We start from the raw sequence: 18,758 nt of genomic DNA, 5'->3' as shown, positions 1-18,758 counted from the left end.
CCGTGGGAGCGGGCTTGCCCCGCGATGAGGCCGGTACAGGCATTCCCTATTGAAAGGAGATCCACATGAAATTGCTGGTGGTCGAGGACGAGGCGCTGCTGCGTCATCACCTGTTCACCCGCCTCGGCGAAGGCGGCCATGTGGTGCAGGCGGTGGCCAACGCGGAAGAAGCCTTGTACCAGGCCGAGCAGTACAACCACGACCTGGCGGTGATCGACCTGGGCCTGCCGGGCATGAGCGGGCTGGACCTGATCCGCCAGCTGCGCAGCCTCGGCCAGACCTTCCCGATCCTCATCCTCACCGCCCGCGGTAACTGGCAGGACAAGGTCGAGGGCCTGGCCGCCGGCGCCGACGACTATGTGGTCAAGCCGTTCCAGTTCGAAGAGCTGGAGGCCCGCCTGAACGCCTTGCTGCGCCGCTCCAGCGGCTTCACCCAGTCGACCATCGCCGCCGGGCCGCTGGTGCTCGACCTCAACCGCAAGCAGGCGACCCTGGACGAGCAGCCGCTGGCGCTGACCGCCTACGAATACCGCATCCTCGAGTACCTCATGCGCCATCACCAGCAGGTGGTGGCCAAGGACCGGCTGATGGAGCAACTGTACCCGGACGACGAGGAGCGCGACCCGAACGTCATCGAGGTGCTGGTCGGCCGCCTGCGCCGCAAGCTCGAGGGCGACAACGGCTTCAAGCCGATCGACACCGTGCGCGGCCTGGGCTACCTGTTCACCGAGCGCTGCCGATGATCCGTTCGCTGCGAGTTCGCCTGATGCTGGCGGCGGCCTTGCTGGCGCTGCTGTTCATGCTGGCGCTGCTGCCGGCCTTGCAGAAGGCCTTCAGCCTGGCGTTGCAGGAGTCGATCGAGCAGCGCCTGGCCTCGGACGTGACCACCCTGATTTCGGCCGCGCGCATCGAGCGCGGCCAGCTGCAGATGCCGGCGCTGCTGCCGGACGAACGCTACAACCTGCCTTACACCGGCCTGCTCGGCTACATCTTCGACCGCCAGGGCACGTTGGTGTGGCAGTCGCGGGCCACCCGCAACCGCAATATCAACTATCACCCTCGTTATGACGGGCGCGGCAACGAGTTCGCCCGCATTCACCAGGATGACGGCGACGAGTTCTTCGTCTACGACGTCGAGGTCAAGCTGCTCGGCGGCAAGAGCGCGGCGTTCAGTATCGTCGCGCTGCAGCCGGTGCGTGAGTACCAGGACACCCTCAACGGCCTGCGCGAGAAGCTCTACCTGGGCTTCGGCGCGGCGCTGCTGGCGCTGATGGTGCTGCTCTGGGCCGGCCTGACCTGGGGGCTGCGTTCATTGCGCCGGCTCAGCTCCGAACTCGACGACGTGGAGAGCGGGGCGCGGGACGGTCTCAGCCGCGAGCACCCGCGCGAACTGCTGCGCCTGACCGGCTCGCTCAACCGCCTGCTGCGCAGCGAGCGTGAGCAGCGTCAGCGCTACCGCGACTCGCTCGACGACCTGGCACACAGCCTCAAGACCCCGCTGGCGGTGCTGCAGGGCGTTGGCGAGAGCATGGAGCAGGGCGACCGCGAACAGGCGCGGGTGCTGCAGAGCCAGATCGAGCGCATGAGCCAGCAGATCGACTACCAGCTGCAGCGCGCCAGCCTGCGCAAGAGCGGCCTGGTCCGCCACCAGGTCGAGCTCAAGCCGTTGCTCGACAGCCTGTGCAGCACCTTGGCCAAGGTCTATCGCGACAAGCGCGTCGAGGTCAGCCTCGACATCCCGGCCCTGGCGCGGGTGCCGATGGAGCAGGGCGCGTTGCTGGAGCTCTTGGGCAACCTGCTGGAAAACGCCTACCGGTTATGCCTGGGGCAGGTGCGGGTGAGCCTGCAGCAATCGCCGGGGCTGTTGGCGCTGTGCGTCGAGGACGACGGGCCGGGCGTGCCGCCGGATCAACGCGAGCGGATACTCGAGCGCGGCGAGCGGCTGGACCGCCAGCACCCGGGGCAGGGGATCGGGCTGGCGGTGGTCAAGGACATCATCGACAGCTATGACGCCGAGCTGAGCCTGGGCGATTCGCCGTTGGGCGGGGCTGCGTTCCGCATCGCTTTCCGACTCGATTGATTCTGCCTTTCCAGTGCAGGGGGCGGTGCGGGGGAGCGGGTTAGCCCCGCGATACCGGCGAAGTCGGTGCCATCCGGCGCGGTCCTCATCGCGGGGTTAGCCCGCTCCCACCGAATACCTCTGAGGCGGATTCCCGCCAACCCACCCTGTACGATTTCCGCCATCGGGCGGAAATCCGCCATTTCCTACGGGGTTCTTCGCCCCGTCCCGGGGCATTCACACCCTGTAATCATTGGCTGTGCACCTCAAGTGGGCACTTTGGCATCGCCCTTGCTATTCAGCTGGCAGAGGCCTGCCCAGGCACTCGCCCACAACGACAAATCCCTCCGGGTACAGGAGGGTTCGCGATTCAGGTGCCCCGACATCCTGGGAAGGATGCGCCGGCCCACTTGAGGAAAAACTAGCCATGACGACTCGTCAGCCGCTGTACAAATCGCTGTATGTCCAGGTGATCGTCGCCATCACCATCGGTATCCTGCTCGGCCACTACTACCCGGAAACCGGCGTAGCCCTCAAACCCCTGGGTGACGGCTTCGTCAAGCTGATCAAGATGGTCATCGCCCCGATCATCTTCTGCACCGTGGTCAGCGGCATCGCTGGCATGCAGAGCATGAAATCGGTTGGCAAGACCGGCGGTTACGCGCTGCTGTACTTCGAGATCGTCTCCACCATCGCCCTGATCATCGGCCTGGTCGTGGTCAACGTGGTCCAGCCGGGCGCCGGCATGCACGTCGACGTCAGCACCCTGAACGCCAGCAGCGTGGCCGCCTACGCCGCCGCCGGCGCGCAGCAGACCACCGTGGGCTTCCTGCTCAACGTCATCCCCAACACCGTGGTCGGCGCCTTCGCCAATGGCGACATCCTGCAAGTGCTGATGTTCTCGGTACTGTTCGGCTTCGCCCTGCACCGCCTGGGCAGCTACGGCAAGCCGGTGCTGGACCTGATCGACCGCTTCGCCCATGTCATGTTCAACATCATCAACATGATCATGAAGCTGGCCCCGATCGGCGCCTTCGGTGCCATGGCCTTCACCATCGGCCAATACGGCGTGGGCTCGCTGGTACAGCTGGGCTACCTGATGGCCTGCTTCTACATCACCTGCGTGCTGTTCATCCTGGTGGTGCTGGGTGGTATCTGCCGCGCCCACGGCTTCAGCGTGATCAAGCTGATCCGCTACATCCGTGAAGAACTGCTGATCGTGCTGGGCACCTCGTCGTCCGAGTCGGCCCTGCCGCGCATGCTGGCCAAGATGGAGCGCCTGGGCGCGAAGAAATCCGTGGTTGGCCTGGTGATCCCGACCGGCTACTCGTTCAACCTGGACGGTACCTCGATCTACCTGACCATGGCCGCGGTGTTCATCGCCCAGGCCACCGACACCACCATGGACATCACCCACCAGATCACCCTGCTGCTGGTGCTGCTGGTGGCCTCCAAAGGTGCCGCGGGCGTCACAGGTTCCGGCTTCATCGTGCTGGCCGCGACCCTGTCGGCCGTCGGTCACCTGCCGGTGGCGGGCCTGGCGCTGATCCTGGGTATCGACCGCTTCATGTCCGAAGCCCGCGCCCTGACCAACCTGATCGGCAACGCCGTGGCCACCGTGGTCGTGGCCAAGTGGGTCAAGGAGCTGGACACCGACACCCTGCAGGCGGAACTGGCGTCCGGCGGCTCGCCGCTGGTCGACACCCGTCCGACCGACGACCTGGGCGTGGCCGAAGGCCCGGCGCGTTGATCGACGTGTGAAATGCAAAAAGGCGACCTTCGGGTCGCCTTTTTTGTGTCACTAGCATAAGCCTACCCCCCCTGTAGGAGCGGCCTTGTGCCGCGAAAGGGCCGCAAAGCGGCCCCAGGATTTCAGCGTTGATGCAAATATCGCCGGGGCCGCTGCGCGGCCCTTTCGCGGCACAAGGCCGCTCCTACAGGGACGTGCCCGGCAACTACTCGACGCGGGTCTCGCCGCTGTACACCAGAATCTCCCGGCACCGCCGGCACAGATACCGCCGGCCCTGGTGCACCAGCTTGTGCCGCTGGGCGGTGAACGGGAAGTCGCTCTCCGGGCACGGGCAGCGGTAGATGTAGCGCGTCGCCACCCGCCGCTGCACTTCATAGTTGTGGCAACGGTTTGGCGGCAGTTCGTACACCCCGCGCATGATCAGCTGCCACTCCTCGCCATGGGCCTGGATGCGGTCACCGAACAGCTGGTGGGCCACCAGGTGGGCGACCTCGTGGGCCACGGTCTGGCGCAGGAAGTCTTCCTGGTTCTCGCGGTACAGCTGCAGGTTGAAGCGCAGCAGGTTCTCGTGCAGGTGGGCGACACCGGCTTTCTGGCCGCGCAGCTTGAAGCTGACCTGCGGGCGCGGAAAGGGGCGTTTGAAGAAGGTTTCGGCTTGCTGGTAACAGGTTTCGACGCGTTGTCTGAGCAGCTCGGGCATGGCGGGGTAGTTCTCCTGACCGGGCATTATGCCGCAGGCACAGGCCGGCTGCCGAGCCGCCGGTCAGGCACACGAAACGAAGCCGCCTTGCGGCGGCCTCGGGTGATGCCCCAGTGTTGGTTGGATCTATAGGTATGCGTCAGTTGGTATAGACGGGCCCCACGCCCAGTCCCCAGATGATCACGGTCGCGGCCATGATCGCCACCAGTACCACCAGGCCCACCGCCAGCACGGAGCTTGAGAACAGGAAGCCTTCATCCGACGGTATGTTCATGAACGTCGGCAAGCCGACATACAACAGGTACACGGTGTAGCAGATGGCCGCCGTGCCGATCAGCATGCCCAGCCACAGGTGCGGGTACAGCGCCGCGAGTCCGCCGATGAATAGCGGGGTGGCGGTGTAGGTGGCGAAGGCGATGCACTGCGCCATGCTCGGGTTGGCGTCGTAGGTGCGCGCCATCCAGTGGATGAAGGCGCCCATCACCGCGACCCCGGCGAGCATCGCCAGGTACGACATGATGCTCATCCACAGCGCGCTTTCCATGGTCAGCATCACCGCCGGCCGTTCGCCGATCACCCAGCCGACCTGGGTGGTGCCGATGAACGCCGAGACGGCGGGGATCGCCGCCAGGATCAGCGTGTGCGTCAGGTACATGTGGCTGATGCTTTCTTCCTCGCCACGGATCTCCCGCCACTCCTGGTCAGGGTGGGTGAACAGCCCTACAACGTGATGAATCATACGGGTCACTCCTATCGTCGTTGCCAAACGCCCCCCGGATGGAGCGCCGATGGCCCGAGGCCAGGACACCAAGTACTGCGCCAATGTGGCCTTATGTCGCAGTATAGGAAGCCGTTCCCCGCGTAAAACCGGGTTTTTAGAGCAAATTGCGCTGTCAGGCGCGGTGCTGATTCCCTTGAAGTCTTTATCGGATTCACCTACTGCGCCGTGCGGTTTGTGCGTAAAATAGCCGGCTTTTGTCACACCTCGCGGATCCAAGCGCTATGGGCACCCTCTCGGTCAACCAGAACAAACTGCAAAAACGCCTGCGTCGTCTCGCCGGCGAAGCCATCACCGACTACAACATGATCGAGGATGGCGACAAGGTCATGGTCTGCCTGTCCGGCGGCAAGGACAGCTACACCATGCTCGACGTTCTGTTGCACCTGCAGAAGGTGGCGCCGATCAAGTTCGACATCGTCGCGGTGAACATGGACCAGAAACAGCCGGGCTTCCCCGAGCACGTGTTGCCGGCTTATCTGAAAGAGCTGGGCGTCGAGTACCACATCGTCGAGAAGGACACCTACTCGGTGGTCAAGGAGCTGGTACCGGAGGGCAAGACCACCTGCTCGCTGTGCTCGCGCCTGCGTCGCGGCACCCTGTACACCTTCGCCGACGAGATCGGCGCGACCAAGATGGCCCTGGGTCACCACCGCGACGACATCGTCGAGACCTTCTTCCTCAACATGTTCTTCAACGGCGCGCTCAAGGGCATGCCGCCGAAGTTGCGCGCCGACGATGGCCGCAACGTGGTGATCCGCCCGCTGGCCTACTGCAGCGAGAAGGACATCCAGGCCTACTCGGACATGAAGGAATTCCCGATCATCCCGTGCAACCTGTGCGGCTCGCAGGAGAACCTGCAGCGCCAGGTGGTCAAGGACATGCTGGTGGAGTGGGAGCGCAAGCACCCGGGTCGCACCGAGAGCATCTTCCGCGCCTTGCAGAACGTCGCGCCGTCGCAGCTGGCCGACCGCAACCTGTTCGATTTCACCAGCCTGAAGATCGACGAGAGCGCCACCCCGCGTTTCCTCGACGTGCTGAACATCTGAGCCCATGCGCGACTATCAGTGGTTGCACGAGTACTGCCTGAACCGCTTCGGTTCGGCCCAGGCGCTGGAAGCCTTCCTGCCGCAGCCGCGCACGCCCGCGCAGCTGCGCGACATCCCTGACGACCGCTACCTGTCGACCCTGGCCTTGCGCGTGTTCCGCGCCGGGCTCAAGCACAGCCTGGTGGACGCCAAGTGGCCGGCGTTCGAGCAGGTGTTTTTCGGTTTCGACCCGCAGAAGGTGGTGCTGATGGGCGCCGAGCACCTGGAGCGGCTGATGCACGACGAGCGCATCATCCGCCACCTGGGCAAGCTCAAGAGCGTGCCGCGCAATGCGCAGATGGTGCTGGACGTGGCCAAGGAGAAGGGCAGTTTCGGCGCGTTCATCGCCGACTGGCCAGAGACCGATATCGTCGGGTTGTGGAAGTACCTGGCCAAGCATGGCAACCAGTTGGGTGGGTTGTCGGCGCCGCGGTTCCTGCGGATGGTCGGCAAGGATACCTTCATTCCCACCGATGACATGGCGGCGGCGCTGATCGCGCAGAAGATCATCGACAAGCCGCCGACTAGCCAGCGTGACCTGGCACTGGTGCAGCAGGCGTTCAACCAGTGGCATGCAGAGAGCGGCCGGCCGCTGTGCCAGTTGTCGGTGATGCTGGCGCATACCGTCAACCACTGATATCGGTGTTGCCTTCTTCGCGGGTAAACCCGCTCCCACAGGTACTGCACTGCTTTCAGATACAGTGAAGATCCTGTGGGAGCGGGTTTACCCGCGAAGAGGCCAGACCAGATCTACTGTCCTTCACCCGCCAGGCGTCGCTCCTGCTGGAACTTCCAACGCACAAACAGCAACCCGCTGACGAACAACCCCAGGCTCACCAGCACCTCGACCCAGCCGAACAGCGCCCGCGCCGGATCGAACGCCGCCAGCACGCCCTTGATGAAGTAGATGTTCACCACGAAGCAGGTCCAGGCATGCGCCCGGGCGCTGCCCATCAGCATGCCCGGCAGCAAGAGCAGCAGGGGGATCAGCTCGATGGCCATGATCACCTCGACCCGCGCCCCGTGCAGGTCGGCGAACCACAGGTTGTTCACCACCAGCAGGGCGATCAGGCCGAAGAAGCAGGCCAGGCTCAGGGCGCGGGTAAAGCGCACCCGCGGGGCCAGCCAGTCCAGTGGCGGCAAGACCTTCGGCTTTCTAGCCACGTTCGCCACCCAGGGCCTTGGCCGTCTTCGCCAGGCGCTGCCCGAGCGCGCGGCACAGGGTGATCTCGTGCGGGTCCAGCTCACGCTTGCCGTCGGCGCCGGCATGGTGGCTGGCGCCGTACGGGGTGCCGCCGCCACGGGTTTCCAGCAGCGCCGATTCGCTGTAGGGCAGGCCGGTGACCAGCATGCCGTGGTGCATCAGCGGCAGCAGCATCGACAGCAGGGTGGTCTCCTGGCCGCCGTGCAGGCTGGCGGTGGAGGTGAACACCGCCGCCGGCTTGCCCACCAGCTCGCCGCCCAGCCACAGGCTGCTGGTGCCGTCGAGGAAGTACTTGAGCGGCGCGGCCATGTTGCCGAAGCGGGTCGGGCTGCCCATGGCCAGGCCCGCGCAATGGCGCAGGTCGTCGAGGGTGGCGTACAGCGCGCCGCTGGCCGGGATGTCCGGGGCCACGGCTTCGCATTCGGTGGAGATTGCCGGCACGGTACGCAGGCGCGCCTCCAGGCCGGCCATCTCGACGCCGCGGGCAATATGCCGGGCCATCTCGCTGGTCGAGCCGTGGCGGCTGTAGTACAGCACCAGGATGTAGGGTTCGCTCACGGCAGGATCTCCAGGACCTTCTCCGGTGGACGGCCGACCACGGCCTTGTCACCGGCCACCAGGATCGGGCGTTCGATCAGCTTGGGATGCTCGGCCATGGCCTTGATCAGCTGGGCGTCGCTCAGGGCCGGGTTGGCCAGGTCGAGGGCCTTGTATTCGTCTTCGCCGGTGCGCAGCAGCTGGCGCGCGCCGATGCCCAGCTTGGCCAGCAGCTGTTCGAGGGTGGCGGCGTCCGGCGGGGTCTCGAGGTAGCGCACGATGGTCGGCGCCAGGCCGCGTGCCTCGAGCAGTTCCAGGGCGCCGCGGGATTTCGAGCAGCGCGGGTTATGATAGAGGGTCAGATCGGTCATGACGGGTCGCATCCAGCTGGGTGTGGCGGCTATTCTAACCGCAGCGACCGACTTCAATGCTTGAAAACTTCGAGAAGGATTGACCCATGGCAAGGCGTTTGGCAGCTGCACTGGCCATCACCGCGAGCCTGTTGCTCGGCGGCTGCGGTGCGGACTACGGCGTGGACCAGCACGGCAACACGGTAAAGGCCGAACAGATCGACGGGCACTGGCTGGTGCTCAACTACTGGGCCGAATGGTGTGGCCCGTGCCGTACGGAAATCCCTGAACTCAATGCCGCCGCCAAGCAGTGGGAGGCACAGGGCATTCGCGTGGTGGGAGTGAACTTCGATGGTCTGCAGGGGCCGGACCTGAAAGCCGCCGCCGATACCTTGGGCATAGGTTTCACCGTGCTGGCCCAGGACCCGGCCGAGCGCTACGAGCTGCCGCGCAGCGAGGCGCTACCGGTGACCTACATCATCGATGACAAGGGCAAGGTGCGTGAGCAACTGATGGGCGAGCAGACGCTTGAAGGGTTGCAGGCGAAGATCAAGGCTTTGAAAGGCGGCGCCTGATCGATCTTGGGGCCGCTTTGCGGCCCTTTCGCGGCACAAGGCCGCTCCTACAGGAGGACGCGAAACCCTGTAGGAGCGGCCTTGTGCCGCGAAAGGGGCGCGCAGCGGCCCCAGGATATTTCAGCCTTCCTCAGGCCAGAACCGCAGCGGCTTGCCCTCGACCGGCCAGAAGCGGATCTGCTCGATCGGCGACACATCCCAGCGCTGCACCGTTTCCAGCGCCTGCAGGAAGCGTTTTTCCTGGTCCATCAGCGCTGGCGCGCACAGCTTGCGGGTCTTGCCGACCTTGCCGAAGCTGATGCGCTCGCCATCCAGCGTGTAGGGCGCGAACCAGTGGTTGCAGCCGCCGTTGCCATAGGCGCGACCATCGCTGGCCAGGGTCAGTGTCAGGTGGCTGTAGTCGATCAGCGGGCGCTCACCGATCCACTCCAGCACGTAGCTCTGCTCCTGCTGCAGCTTCGAGGGTTGTGCGGCGCAGCCCATCAGGCCGCAGGCGATCAGCGCGCCGGTCAGCAGCTGTTTCACTCAACCACGCTCCCGGCACTGCGGGCACAGGTGCTTGTCGCCCTTGCTCGCCCAGCCCAGTTCCTGGATACGCGCGCTGGCGGCCGGGGCCTGGCCCTTCTTGCCCAGCTTGGCGTCGTTGGCGAACTCGAAGTCCAGCACCGCGTCGCAGCTGTCGCACTTGACCTGCCAGTTGAGGATTTCCAGCTCGTTGAACGCCGGGCCCTGGGCCACGGCGACCCACTGGCCGTGCGGGTTGATCAGGTGGCGCACGGTCTCGACGGTCAGGCGCATGGACAGGTCCTTGCTGCCCTTGAGGGTGACCAGCAGGACGTCGCCCTTCTGGATCGAGCCGCCGTTGCCGGTGACCTGGTAGCGGCCAGGCACCAGCGCGCGGCACTCGATCAGGGTGTGTTGCGGGTTGAAAAGGGTGTAGCGGAAATCGTGTTCGACCATGGGTCCTCCAAAATTGCCGCGTATCCTAGCATCAACCGTTTACAAGATTGTGCGGATTGCCTGCCGCCCAGCGGTTGATGTTGTCCAGGGTGGTCGCGGCGATGGCGTCCAGGGCCTCGCGGGTGAGGAAGGCCTGGTGGGCGGTGACGATCACGTTGGGGAAGGTCAGCAGGCGTGCCAGCACGTCATCCTGCAGCGGCAGGTCGGAACGATCCTCGAAGAACAGCTGCGCCTCCTCTTCATACACATCGAGCCCCAGGTAGCCGAGCTGGCCGCTCTTGAGCGCGTCGATCAGCGCCGGGGTGTCGACCAGCGCGCCGCGGCCGGTGTTGATCAGCATGGCGCCGGGCTGCAACTGCGCCAGGCTCTGGGCGTTGATCAGGTGGCGGGTGTGCTCGGTCAGCGGGCAGTGCAGGCTGATGATGCGTGCCTGGCGCAACAGCTCGGGCAGTTCCAGGTAGCGGGCGCCGAGGGCGACCAGCTCGGGGTTGGGGTAGGGGTCGTAGGCCAGCAGCTGGCAGCCGAAGCCGGCCATGATGCGGGCGAAGGCGGCGCCGATCTGGCCGGTGCCGACCACGCCGACGGTCTTGCCGTGCAGGTCGAAGCCGGTCAGCCCGTGCAGGGTGAAGTCGCCTTCGCGGGTACGGTTGTAGGCCCGGTGCAAGCGGCGGTTGAGGGCCAGGATCAGGGCCACGGCGTGCTCGGCGACGGCGTGGGGCGAGTAGGCCGGGACGCGGACCACGGTCAGGCCCAGGCGCTGTGCCGCAGCCAGGTCGACATGGTTGTAGCCGGCCGAGCGCAGGGCGATCAGGCGCGTGCCGCCGGTGGCCAGGCGTTCCAGCACCGGCGCGTCGAGCTCGTCGTTGATGAAGGCGCAGACCACCTCGAAGCCCTGGGCCAGGGGCGCGGTGTCGAGGGTCAGGCGGGCGGGCTGATAGTGCAGCTCCACGCTGCCCGCACTGGCGGCGCGGGTGAAGCTTTCCTGGTCGTAGTGTTGGCTGCTGAACAACAGGGCGCGCATGGTCTGAGTCCTATCTGAAATGCCACCAGTCTAGCCATAGGGCTGGTTTTGGCGTTGACCTGTGTCTCCTACGCGCTCTGGCGCGCCTGCTCGGCCAGTCGGTTGATGGCCTGGTCCAGTTCGTCCAGGGCCTGTAGCGCCTGGGGGCTGTCCTGCTTGAGCAAGGTTTCGCTGCGCTGGCAGGCCGCCCGCAATTGCGGCACGCCGCAATAGCGCGAGGCGCCGTTGAGCCGGTGCACGCGCTCGATCATCGCCGTGCGGTCGGCGGCATTGCGCGCGGCCAGGATGGCTTCGCGGTCGGATTCCAGCGAGGCCAGCAGCATGGCCAGCATGTCCGCCGCCAGGTCTGGCTTGCCGGCCGCCAGGCGCAGGCCTTCCTCCGGGTCGAGCACCTTCAGCTCGCTGCTGTCGGGCAGGCGTTCGCTGGCGCGTTCCGGTGGCGGTGAGCCCAGGCTAAGGCCGGTCCACTTCATCACCACCTGGGACAGCTGGCGCTCGCTGATCGGCTTGGTCAGGTAGTCGTCCATGCCGCTGTGCAGCAGGGCGCGTTTTTCGTTGGCCATGGCGTGGGCGGTGAGGGCCACGATCGGCAGGGGTGGGCCGCTCTGGCTGCTTTCCCACTGGCGGATCTGCTCGGTGCAGGCGCGACCGTCCATGCCGGGCATCTGTACATCCATCAGTATCAGGTCGAAGGGTTCGTCCTGCACGGCCTGTACCGCGCCATAGCCGTTGTCCACGGCCAGCACCTCGGCGCCCATGCCTTCGAGCAGGGTCTGCACCAGCAGCAGGTTGGCCGGGTTGTCGTCGACGCAGAGGATCTTCGGCATGCGCTGGCCACCCTGGTTGCGCTGCTCGCACACTGGGCGGCGCGGCTGCACCAGTTCCAGCAGCAGGCGGCGCAGCTTGCGGGTGCAGGTCGGCTTGGCCAGCAGTTGGCCATGGGCATTGGGCAGGTAAGGGTGGTAGAGCGGCTGCTCGGTGGTCGGGCAGAGCACCACGCACTGGCAGCCGAGGCGTTCGAGCTGCTGGTGGTACTGGCCCAGCTGTTCCGGCGCCAGGCTGCCCAGGTTGACCCCGAGCACGGCGAACTCGAACGGCTGCCCGGCCTGGCTGGCGGCCTGCACGCCTTGCAGCAGCTGGTCGCAGGAGGCGAACACGCTGACCGCCAGGCCGCAGTCCTCCAGTTGGTGCTCCAGCGCCTGGCGTGCCAGGTCGTGGCCGTCGACGATGGCCACGCGGCGGCCGAGCAGGGCCTGGGCGGGTTGCTCCTCGGCGTCGTCGTGGGCCTTGGGCAGGTTGAGGCTGATCCAGAACTGCGAGCCTTCGCCTGGCGTGCTGTCGACGCCAATCTCGCCGCCCATCTGCTCGATCAGGCGCTTGGAGATCACCAGCCCCAGGCCGGTGCCGCCGGGCTGGCGCGACAGTGAGTTGTCGGCCTGGCTGAAAGCCTGGAACAGGGTGCGCACATCCTGGGGCGAGAGGCCGATGCCGGTGTCCTGAACGCTGATGCGCAGTTGCACGCTGTCTTCCTGCTCGTCCTCGAGCATGGCGCGCACGACGATGGTGCCTTCGCGGGTGAACTTGATGGCGTTGCTCACCAGGTTGGTGAGGATCTGCTTGAGCCGCAGCGGATCGCCGACCAGCGACAGCGGCGTGTCGCGGTAGACCAGGCTGAGCAGTTCCAGCTGCTTGGCGTGGGCGGCCGGGGCGAGGATGGTCAGGGTGTCCTGGATCAGGTCGCGCAGGTTCAGCGGGATGCTGTCGAGCACCAGCTTGCCGGCCTCGATCTTGGAGAAGTCGAGGATCTCGTTGATGATCCCCAGCAGGTTGTCGGCGGACTTCTCGATGGTGCCGAGGTAGTCGAGCTGGCGCGGGGTCAGCTCGCTCTTCTGCAACAGGTGGGTGAAGCCGAGGATGCCGTTGAGCGGGGTGCGGATCTCGTGGCTCATGTTGGCGAGGAACTCGGACTTGATGCGGCTGGCCTCCAGGGCCTCCTTGCGCGCCATGTCCAGCTCGATGTTCTGGATCTCGATGGTCTCCAGGTTCTGGCGCACGTCCTCGGTGGCCTGGTCGATGCTGTGCTGCAGCTCTTCGTGGGCGCTGTGCAGGGTCTCGGCCATGCGGTTGATGCCGGCGGCCAGCTCATCGAGCTCATGGCTGCCCATGGCCGGCAGGCGCTCGTCCAGGTGGCCGTCCTTGAGCTGGTTGACCGCGTGCTTGATGCGGTTGATCGGGTTGTTGATGGTGCGGCTCATGCTTAGGGCCAGCAACGCGGTCAGGCTCAGGCAGGCGAGGATCAGCAGCAGGCTGGTGAACAGGTTGCGGTAGCCGCGCAGCAGGGTGCCGTCATGGGACAGCTCGATTTCCACCCAGCCGAGCAGGCGCTCGGCCTCGGCGGGCACGGCGTCGGTGGCCAGGTCGCGGTGATGGCCGAACACCGGCATCAGGTAGCGGGTGGCGTCGTTGCCCGTGCGCTGCAGCAGCTGCGTGCCGGTGCCGCCGCTGGGCGGCTGGTTGAGCATGCTCGGGCCGGCGTGGGCCAGGCGCGTGCGGTCGGCGGCGAGGAACGCCACGGCGCGCACGTCGGCCTGCTCCAGGGCCTGGGCGGCGATGCGCTCCAGTTGCGCCGGGGCCTGGCGGGCGAGGGCCGGTGCCGCCAAAGGCGCCAGCTGCTCGGCGATCATCTTGCCGCGCTGCAGCAGTTGCGTGCGCAGGTCGCTCTGTTGCAGCCAGGTGAAGTAACTGCCCAGTACCAGGGCCATCAGGCTGGCGGGCAGCAAGGCCAGCAGCAGGACGCGGCTGCGGATTCCCAAACGGTCGAGCACACCTGTCTCCTGTCATGTGCTGTTAAAGGCGCGGTTCGCGCATCAGCGGGAACGTTACTCTGCGCTGAGGGGTAATGCACAGGATTTGTAGTGGTTTTTGCTTTTCTCGGCTGGCGTTGCCGGCGCGGCCACTTCGAGGTCGCGCCAGTCGGACGACGGTTGCCTTGTTCGGACCGCTTGTCCAATAATCGCGTAACTGAGAATTGATGGCAGTTGCCAATGCATCCTGAAGCGATTCACGCGACCAACATCCTCGCCATCGAGGACGATCCCGTGCTGGGCGCCTACCTGCATGACGAGCTGCAGCGCGGTGGCTTCCAGGTGACCTGGTGCCGCAATGGCCTCGAAGGCCTGGAGGCGGCGGGGCGGCAGGTGTTCGACCTGGTGCTGATGGACATCCTGCTGCCCGGCCTCAATGGCCTGGACGCCCTGGCCAGCCTGCGTCGGCGCAGCGCCACGCCGGTGATCCTGATGTCGGCGCTGGGCGCCGAGGCCGACCGCATCAGTGGCTTCGAGCGCGGCGCGGACGACTACCTGCCCAAGCCGTTCAGCTTTGCCGAGCTGCGCGTGCGCATCGAGGCGATCCTGCGCCGGGTGGCCTTCGAGCGACGCGCTCGGGCGCCGCGTGAGGTGGAAATCGGGCAGTTGCATTTCGACGAGCAGACCACCGATGTCAGCCTCGCCGGAGCCTGTGCCGGTCTGACCCCCAGCGAGTACCGCCTGCTCGACATCCTGCACCGCAGCCAGGACGAGGTGCTGAGCAAGCCCTTCCTCTACCAGCAGGTGCTGCAGCGCGGCTACTCGCGGCATGACCGCAGCCTGGACATGCACGTCAGCCAGATCCGCCGCAAGCTCAAGGCCATCGGCTACCACGAGCGCCAGGTGCGTACCGTGTGGGGCAAAGGCTATGTGTTCGGCGCGGGCGAGGCCGACTGAATCGTGCTTGACCGTCACTCGCTGTTCTGGAAACTGACCGTCCTGCTGGTGGGCTTCTGCCTGCTGATGATCGGCCTGAGCTACAGCTGGGGCCGGCACATGGAAACTCAGGATGCTTTCCTCTCCGAGCCGGCACGGCAAGTGCTGCGCGGCTATGCGGCCGAAGCCGAGCAGGCCTGGCGCAGCGGCGACCGTGAGGGCGTGGATGCCTGGCTGGCCACCATGCGTGAGCGCGAGCGTGGCTGGGTGGGCGTGCTCGATGGCGATCTGCAGCCGCTGGGCAGCGCCGACCTGACTGCCGGCCAGGCCCAGCGCCTGACCCGCCTGCGTGGCGTCGACTGGCCCATGAGCCGGCGCACCATCGGCCAGCCCTGGTTGCGCCTGCCGTTCCCCGGCGCCCCGGAGCAGGGCATGCTGGTGATCGAACTGCCGGAGCGCTTCAACCCCGGCCAGTACCGGTTGTTCTGGCGCGTCGTCACCAACGGCATCATCCCCGGGCTGTTCACCTTGCTGCTATGCGTCGGCCTGTACCGCATGTTGATCGTGCCGCTCAACCAGTTGCGCGAGCAGGCCAATGCCTGGCGCGCCGACCAGCTGGCGGCGCGCCTGGATTCGCGTACCACCCGGCGCAAGGACGAACTGGGCGAGCTGGCCCGCGCCTTCGACCAGATGGCCGAGCGCCTGCAGGGTACCGTGGCCCTGCAGCAGCAGTTGCTGCGCGACCTGTCCCACGAGATGCGCACGCCGCTCAGCCGCCTGCGCGTTGCCTGCGATGGCGAGACCGACCTGCAGCGCCTGCGCGAACGCCTGCACCGCGAGGTGGATGGCATGCAGCAGCTGGTCGAGGACACCTTGCAACTGGCCTGGCAGGACGCCGAGCGCGCGCCGGTGAACCTCGAGCCGATCCAGGTGGCGGCGCTGTGGGACCTGCTCAGCGAGAACGCCTGCTACGAAAGTGGCTGGGCACCGCGACGGCTGCGTTGCGAGCTGTCGGCCGACTGCTGGGTGCAGGGCAGCCTCAACGACCTGGCCCAGGCATTGGAGAACATGCTGCGCAACGCCATTCGTCATTCACCCGAGGCGGGCCTGGTGCGCCTGAGCGGTTGGCGAGAGGGCGGGTATTGGCGTATCGACCTGGAGGACGAGGGCGGTGGCGTGGCCGAGGATGACCTTGAGCGGATCTTCGCGCCGTTTTCCCGGCTGGAGGGTTCGCGGCCTGGGGATGGTGGTTTCGGCTTGGGCTTGAGCATCGCCCGCAATGCGATCCGCCGCCAGGGTGGGAGCGTGTGGGCGGTCAATGGCGAGCATGGCCTGCGCTTGTGCATGCGCCTGGCTGCGGGGGAGTCGAGCCCATCGGGGGAAAAAAACACTCTCACAAAGGCTCCGCACACCCCGTAGGAAATTTGCGTTGCCGCGCTGTGAACTGTCCCCCTGTGGGAGCGGGTTTACCCGCGAACACCGGCGGAGCCGGTGCCATACACCGCGCTGGATTCTTCGCGGGTAAACCCGCTCCCACAGGGTTAAGCTAAATCAATGAGTTACGGTTTGTTCCATGAGGGCGGGCTTGCCCCGCGATCACCCGCAAAGCGGGTGCCAGGCCTCCGCGCTTATAGCCACCCGTTATAACATCCAGCAATTGCGTGATATGGCCGCGCTGGGTTTGCCGGTATGATAGTCGCCCCTGCCGTCCGGATTGCGAAAACGCCCATGACCCTGCAGTACCCAACCATTGCCGATTGCGTCGGCCATACGCCTCTGGTTCGCCTGCAGCGCATCGCCGGGGACACCAGCAACACCTTGCTGCTCAAGCTCGAAGGCAACAATCCGGCAGGCTCGGTCAAGGACCGCCCGGCGCTGTCGATGATCACCCGCGCCGAGCTGCGTGGGCAGATCAAGCCCGGCGACACCCTCATCGAAGCCACCTCCGGCAACACCGGCATCGCCCTGGCCATGGCCGCGGCGATCAAGGGCTACAAGATGATCCTGATCATGCCGGACAACTCCACCGCCGAACGCAAGGCGGCGATGACCGCCTACGGCGCCGAGCTGATCCTGGTGACCAAGGAAGAGGGCATGGAGGGCGCGCGCGACCTCGCCGAGAAGATGCAGGCCGAAGGCCGCGGCCTGGTCCTCGACCAGTTCGCCAACGGCGACAACCCGATCGCCCACTACAACAGCACCGGCCCGGAAATCTGGCAGCAGACCCAGGGCACCATCACCCATTTCGTCAGCTCCATGGGTACCACCGGCACCATCATGGGCTGTTCGCAGTACCTCAAGGAGCAGAACCCGGCGGTGCAGATCGTCGGCCTGCAGCCGATGGAAGGCTCGGCCATCCCCGGTATCCGCCGCTGGCCCCACGAGTACCTGCCGAAGATCTTCGACGCCACCCGCGTCGATCGCGTGGTCGACATGTCCCAGCAGGAGGCGGAGGAGACCACCCGTCGCCTGGCTCGCGAAGAGGGCATTTTCTGTGGCGTATCCTCCGGCGGTGCGGTGGCGGCGATGCTGCGCCTGTCCCGTGAAGTCGAGAACGCGGTGATGGTCGCCATCATCTGCGACCGCGGCGACCGCTATCTCTCCACCGGCCTGTTCGATCCGACCTGATGTCCAGAAAGAAAAGCAACGCCGGCCTGCGTTTCCAGCCGGCCGGCGGCAACCGCGCCGCACAGGTGCCCGTGGGCAAGAAGCAGCGTCTGTCGATCGAGCGCGTGGCCGGTGACGGTCGCGGCATCGCCTTCATCGAAGGACGTACCTGGTTCGTCAGCGGCGCGTTGGCCGGCGAGGACGTCGAGGCGCGGGTGCTCGCTGCCCGCGGCAAGGTGGTCGAGGCGCGCCTGGAGCGCGTGTTCCAGGCCAGCCCCGAGCGCCGCGAAGCGCCTTGCCGGCACTACGCCCGCTGCGGTGGCTGCAACCTCCAGCACCTGCCCCATGACGGCCAGCTGGCACTCAAGCAGCGCCTGCTCGCCGAGCAGCTGCAGCGGGTGGCCGGCGTGCAGCCCGAGGAGTGGGCTGTTCCCCTGAGCGGACCGGAATTCGGCTACCGCCGTCGGGCGCGGGTCGCGGTACGCTGGGACACCAAGGCGCGCCAACTGGACGTGGGGTTCCGCGCCGAGGCCAGCCAGGACATCGTCGGCATCGACGAGTGCGCGGTGCTGGTACAACCCTTGCAGTCGATCATGCGCCACCTGCCGACCGTGTTGCGCAGCCTGGGCAAGCCGCAGGCGCTGGGGCACGTGGAGCTGTTCAGCGGCAACGCCGAGGCGGTGCTGGTGCGGCATGTGGCGCCATTACCCAGTGAAGACCTGGCGCGGCTCGAGGCGTTCTGCCGCGAGGCCAGCGCCCAGCTGTGGCTGCAGGGCGAGGGCGAGCCGGCGCCGGTGGATGCCGCAGCGCAACTGGGCTTCGCCCTGGAACCCTGGGGCCTGGAACTGGCCTGGCGGCCGGGTGATTTCGTCCAGGTCAACGCCCAGGTCAACACATTGATGATCCAGCAGGCCTTGGCCTGGCTGGCGCCCGAGGCGCACGAGCGGGTCCTGGACCTGTTCTGTGGCCTGGGCAACTTCGCCTTGCCCCTGGCTCGCCAGGCGCGCGAGGTGGTGGCGGTGGAGGGCGTGCAGGCCATGGTCGAGCGCGCCGCGGCCAACGCCGACGGCAATAATGTGCATAACGCTCGGTTTTTTCAGGCCGATTTATCGCAGCCTTTGGCAGGCGCCGGATGGGTCGCCGAGGGCTTTTCTGCGGTACTCTTGGATCCACCGCGCGACGGGGCTTTCGAGGTGGTGCAAGGCATCGCCCGACTGGGCGCGAAGCGGTTGGTCTACGTATCGTGCAACCCGGCCACGCTGGCGCGAGATACGCAAGTGCTGGTCGGGCAGGGGTACCGGTTAAAAAGGGCCGGGATTCTCGACATGTTTCCTCAGACGGCGCATGTCGAGGCCATGGCGTTATTCGAAGCGGGCTAGCCGGGCTGGC

The 18,758-nt window shown here is 66.3% G+C and carries 19 protein-coding genes; 10 read left to right on the top strand and 9 right to left on the bottom strand.

From position 1 onward, the window contains the following. Positions 1–65: 65 nt before the first annotated feature. The 3 genes from VUG52_RS20710 (at position 66) to VUG52_RS20700 (ending at position 3,809) form a co-directional block, all read left to right on the top strand. Positions 66–743 (top strand): response regulator, encoded by a 678-nt coding sequence (locus VUG52_RS20710; RefSeq protein ID WP_028690933.1) that lies wholly within the window; start codon positions 66–68, stop codon positions 741–743. After that, entirely contained in the window at positions 740–2,080 is a 1,341-nt protein-coding gene (locus tag VUG52_RS20705) for an ATP-binding protein (RefSeq protein WP_262974208.1), read from the top strand. The genes VUG52_RS20710 and VUG52_RS20705 overlap by 4 nt, the downstream gene beginning before the upstream one ends. 406 nt (positions 2,081–2,486) lie before the next feature. Beyond that, positions 2,487–3,809 carry a dicarboxylate/amino acid:cation symporter gene (locus tag VUG52_RS20700; RefSeq protein WP_028690931.1) on the top strand — a complete coding sequence of 441 codons (1,323 nt, stop codon included), beginning with the start codon at positions 2,487–2,489 and terminating at the stop codon, positions 3,807–3,809. A 205-nt stretch (positions 3,810–4,014) separates the two neighbouring features. Here the strand turns inward: VUG52_RS20700 and VUG52_RS20695 are convergent, their stop codons facing one another. Further along, positions 4,015–4,509, bottom strand: a complete 495-nt coding sequence (locus VUG52_RS20695) for a SprT family zinc-dependent metalloprotease (RefSeq protein ID WP_050704523.1) — start codon at positions 4,507–4,509, stop codon at positions 4,015–4,017. Positions 4,510–4,648: 139 nt separating this feature from the next. Further along, complete coding sequence (locus VUG52_RS20690; protein ID WP_028690929.1) at positions 4,649–5,248, bottom strand: Yip1 family protein; 600 nt, start codon at positions 5,246–5,248, stop codon at positions 4,649–4,651. Positions 5,249–5,511: 263 nt separating this feature from the next. On the opposite strand from VUG52_RS20690, the gene ttcA reads away from it, so the two are divergent. Then, a complete protein-coding gene (ttcA, locus tag VUG52_RS20685) occupies positions 5,512–6,336 on the top strand; it encodes a tRNA 2-thiocytidine(32) synthetase TtcA (RefSeq protein WP_011532643.1) in 825 nt (274 codons plus the stop codon). A 4-nt stretch (positions 6,337–6,340) separates the two neighbouring features. Next, positions 6,341–7,012: a DNA-3-methyladenine glycosylase I gene (locus VUG52_RS20680; RefSeq protein ID WP_050704524.1), complete on the top strand. Its 672-nt coding sequence runs from the start codon at positions 6,341–6,343 to the stop codon at positions 7,010–7,012. A 113-nt stretch (positions 7,013–7,125) separates the two neighbouring features. Here VUG52_RS20680 and VUG52_RS20675 read toward each other — a convergent pair whose 3' ends face one another. From VUG52_RS20675 to arsC, 3 genes are read right to left on the bottom strand one after another with little or no spacing between them, the layout of a single operon-like run. Next, entirely contained in the window at positions 7,126–7,539 is a 414-nt protein-coding gene (locus tag VUG52_RS20675; RefSeq protein ID WP_262974207.1) for a DUF2069 domain-containing protein, read from the bottom strand. Next, on the bottom strand, positions 7,532–8,137 hold the full coding sequence (gene wrbA, locus VUG52_RS20670; RefSeq protein ID WP_050704525.1) for an NAD(P)H:quinone oxidoreductase: 606 nt from the start codon (positions 8,135–8,137) through the stop codon (positions 7,532–7,534). The genes VUG52_RS20675 and wrbA overlap by 8 nt, the downstream gene beginning before the upstream one ends. Next, on the bottom strand, positions 8,134–8,487 hold the full coding sequence (arsC, locus tag VUG52_RS20665) for an arsenate reductase (glutaredoxin) (protein WP_050704526.1): 354 nt from the start codon (positions 8,485–8,487) through the stop codon (positions 8,134–8,136). The genes wrbA and arsC overlap by 4 nt, the downstream gene beginning before the upstream one ends. Positions 8,488–8,573: 86 nt before the next feature. Here arsC and VUG52_RS20660 point away from each other — a divergent pair, with 86 nt between their 5' ends. Further along, positions 8,574–9,041, top strand: coding sequence for a TlpA disulfide reductase family protein (locus VUG52_RS20660; RefSeq protein WP_062363789.1), 468 nt, complete (start codon positions 8,574–8,576; stop codon positions 9,039–9,041). Between the two features lie 120 nt (positions 9,042–9,161). On the opposite strand, the gene VUG52_RS20655 is transcribed toward VUG52_RS20660, so the two are convergent. The 4 genes from VUG52_RS20655 to VUG52_RS20640 form a co-directional block, all read right to left on the bottom strand. Then, positions 9,162–9,566, bottom strand: a complete 405-nt coding sequence (locus tag VUG52_RS20655; RefSeq protein WP_050704527.1) for an META domain-containing protein — start codon at positions 9,564–9,566, stop codon at positions 9,162–9,164. Continuing rightward, positions 9,567–10,001 (bottom strand): hypothetical protein, encoded by a 435-nt coding sequence (locus tag VUG52_RS20650; RefSeq protein WP_028690922.1) that lies wholly within the window; start codon positions 9,999–10,001, stop codon positions 9,567–9,569. A 31-nt stretch (positions 10,002–10,032) separates the two neighbouring features. Next, positions 10,033–11,022: a 2-hydroxyacid dehydrogenase gene (locus VUG52_RS20645; RefSeq protein WP_262974205.1), complete on the bottom strand. Its 990-nt coding sequence runs from the start codon at positions 11,020–11,022 to the stop codon at positions 10,033–10,035. Positions 11,023–11,090: 68 nt separating this feature from the next. Continuing rightward, positions 11,091–13,847 carry a response regulator gene (locus VUG52_RS20640; RefSeq protein ID WP_050704529.1) on the bottom strand — a complete coding sequence of 919 codons (2,757 nt, stop codon included), beginning with the start codon at positions 13,845–13,847 and terminating at the stop codon, positions 11,091–11,093. Positions 13,848–14,066: 219 nt separating this feature from the next. Here VUG52_RS20640 and VUG52_RS20635 point away from each other — a divergent pair, with 219 nt between their 5' ends. From VUG52_RS20635 to rlmD, 4 genes are all read left to right on the top strand, one after another. Then, entirely contained in the window at positions 14,067–14,783 is a 717-nt protein-coding gene (locus VUG52_RS20635) for a response regulator transcription factor (protein ID WP_331832023.1), read from the top strand. Between the two features lie 3 nt (positions 14,784–14,786). Beyond that, positions 14,787–16,181: a sensor histidine kinase gene (locus VUG52_RS20630; protein ID WP_050704531.1), complete on the top strand. Its 1,395-nt coding sequence runs from the start codon at positions 14,787–14,789 to the stop codon at positions 16,179–16,181. A 309-nt stretch (positions 16,182–16,490) separates the two neighbouring features. After that, positions 16,491–17,390, top strand: a complete 900-nt coding sequence (cysM, locus tag VUG52_RS20625) for a cysteine synthase CysM (protein ID WP_330105246.1) — start codon at positions 16,491–16,493, stop codon at positions 17,388–17,390. Next, complete coding sequence (gene rlmD / locus VUG52_RS20620) at positions 17,390–18,748, top strand: 23S rRNA (uracil(1939)-C(5))-methyltransferase RlmD (RefSeq protein WP_331832022.1); 1,359 nt, start codon at positions 17,390–17,392, stop codon at positions 18,746–18,748. Before cysM ends, rlmD begins: the two co-directional genes overlap by 1 nt. Positions 18,749–18,758 lie beyond the last annotated feature (10 nt).

Origin of the sequence: Pseudomonas sp. LH21 (genome assembly GCF_036549575.1) — a bacterium.
In the GTDB taxonomy this organism is placed as follows: domain Bacteria; phylum Pseudomonadota; class Gammaproteobacteria; order Pseudomonadales; family Pseudomonadaceae; genus Aquipseudomonas; species Aquipseudomonas peradeniyensis.
This window is presented reverse-complemented; position numbering and strand designations above follow the sequence as displayed.

Excerpts from the sequence above, each read along its gene's own strand:
- VUG52_RS20705 (WP_262974208.1), top strand. The coding sequence starts at position 740 with ATGATCCGTTCGCTGCGAGTTCGCCTGATGCTGGCGGCGGCCTTGCTG.
- ttcA (WP_011532643.1), top strand. The coding sequence starts at position 5,512 with ATGGGCACCCTCTCGGTCAACCAGAACAAACTGCAAAAACGCCTGCGT.
- arsC (WP_050704526.1), bottom strand. The coding sequence starts at position 8,487 with ATGACCGATCTGACCCTCTATCATAACCCGCGCTGCTCGAAATCCCGC.
- VUG52_RS20650 (WP_028690922.1), bottom strand. The coding sequence starts at position 10,001 with ATGGTCGAACACGATTTCCGCTACACCCTTTTCAACCCGCAACACACC.
- VUG52_RS20690 (WP_028690929.1), bottom strand. The coding sequence starts at position 5,248 with ATGATTCATCACGTTGTAGGGCTGTTCACCCACCCTGACCAGGAGTGG.
- VUG52_RS20645 (WP_262974205.1), bottom strand. The coding sequence starts at position 11,022 with ATGCGCGCCCTGTTGTTCAGCAGCCAACACTACGACCAGGAAAGCTTC.
- rlmD (WP_331832022.1), top strand. The coding sequence starts at position 17,390 with ATGTCCAGAAAGAAAAGCAACGCCGGCCTGCGTTTCCAGCCGGCCGGC.
- VUG52_RS20635 (WP_331832023.1), top strand. The coding sequence starts at position 14,067 with ATGCATCCTGAAGCGATTCACGCGACCAACATCCTCGCCATCGAGGAC.
- cysM (WP_330105246.1), top strand. The coding sequence starts at position 16,491 with ATGACCCTGCAGTACCCAACCATTGCCGATTGCGTCGGCCATACGCCT.
- VUG52_RS20680 (WP_050704524.1), top strand. The coding sequence starts at position 6,341 with ATGCGCGACTATCAGTGGTTGCACGAGTACTGCCTGAACCGCTTCGGT.
- VUG52_RS20700 (WP_028690931.1), top strand. The coding sequence starts at position 2,487 with ATGACGACTCGTCAGCCGCTGTACAAATCGCTGTATGTCCAGGTGATC.
- VUG52_RS20660 (WP_062363789.1), top strand. The coding sequence starts at position 8,574 with ATGGCAAGGCGTTTGGCAGCTGCACTGGCCATCACCGCGAGCCTGTTG.
- VUG52_RS20710 (WP_028690933.1), top strand. The coding sequence starts at position 66 with ATGAAATTGCTGGTGGTCGAGGACGAGGCGCTGCTGCGTCATCACCTG.
- VUG52_RS20695 (WP_050704523.1), bottom strand. The coding sequence starts at position 4,509 with ATGCCCGAGCTGCTCAGACAACGCGTCGAAACCTGTTACCAGCAAGCC.